At 41.2% G+C, this 890-nt stretch carries 1 protein-coding gene; it reads right to left on the bottom strand.

The window, feature by feature from the left end; genetic code table 11:
• Position 1: 1 nt before the first annotated feature.
• Positions 2-469, bottom strand: a complete 468-nt coding sequence (locus FD47_RS14640; protein ID WP_056980853.1) for a glycosyl hydrolase 53 family protein — start codon at positions 467-469, stop codon at positions 2-4.
• Between the last annotated feature and the right edge of the window lie 421 nt (positions 470-890).

The following is an 890-nucleotide window of genomic DNA, read 5'->3' as shown; positions in this document are numbered from 1 at the left end:
ATCAGTCTGTCTTCATACTTTCAAGTTTCAGATTATTATTAAATTGAGATATCACATCGTCAATATATGCTGTAACCTGACTATGTAATTTTTCATTATCAGAAGGCCAGTTTTTGGGTGCTTTCTGTACATCATCTGATGTATAAGCATCAGAAAACAACAATGTAAAATTGACTTTTAGACCAGCATTTCGAGCCAAAACTGCAGTTTTAATAGCATTTTGTAAAGTGGGTTGTCCTTGACCATAGGTATTACCATTAGCATCAAAAGGATTAACAGCCACCTTCAAATTAACATAATTAACACCATTATTTTTAAGCAGTTCCATTAAGCCATTGCCATCCAATAAACCACCATTAAAATCATAAAATTTAACACCTGCAGCAATTTCTGCTTGATAAGATGTTAAATCAACGCCTTTAATGGTCTGATCAGTAACAGAATCAATCTTAGAAACAACAGCAGGCAATTTATTAACACCAGTATCAGAACCAGTTTGATAGGCACTTCAGCATCGGCAACGGCATCGTTTGCATGGGTCACAGCTTGACTAAGCGCCACCGCGGCGGTCTGGGGCGTTGCAGTTGTCGTCGTTTGCTGGGCTACACTATCACTAGTCGTCGTACCGGCAATCTTAGCACTAGCATCGGTAGTTTTAGCAGTCGTTGCCGCGGTATCATTGCTGGTAGCTGAGTCAGTAGTCGCACCTTTATTAGAACTGGTTGTTGTCCGCGCAGCCGTTGCAGTGGCAGAATCAGTTGTGGTCGACGTCTCTTTTGTCGACTCTGAACCGGTTGTCGCATTCGTCTCTTTTGCCGTCTTTGAACCAGCTGTCGTATCTGAACCAGTTTCAGTATTGGTACTAGGGTCCGTCTGAAAACTTTATTTCA

It is taken from the genome of Lentilactobacillus parafarraginis DSM 18390 = JCM 14109, from assembly GCF_001435895.1.
GTDB lineage: Bacteria > Bacillota > Bacilli > Lactobacillales > Lactobacillaceae > Lentilactobacillus > Lentilactobacillus parafarraginis.
The sequence above is the reverse complement of the archived record's forward strand: the minus strand, read 5'-3'. Positions and strand labels throughout refer to the sequence as shown.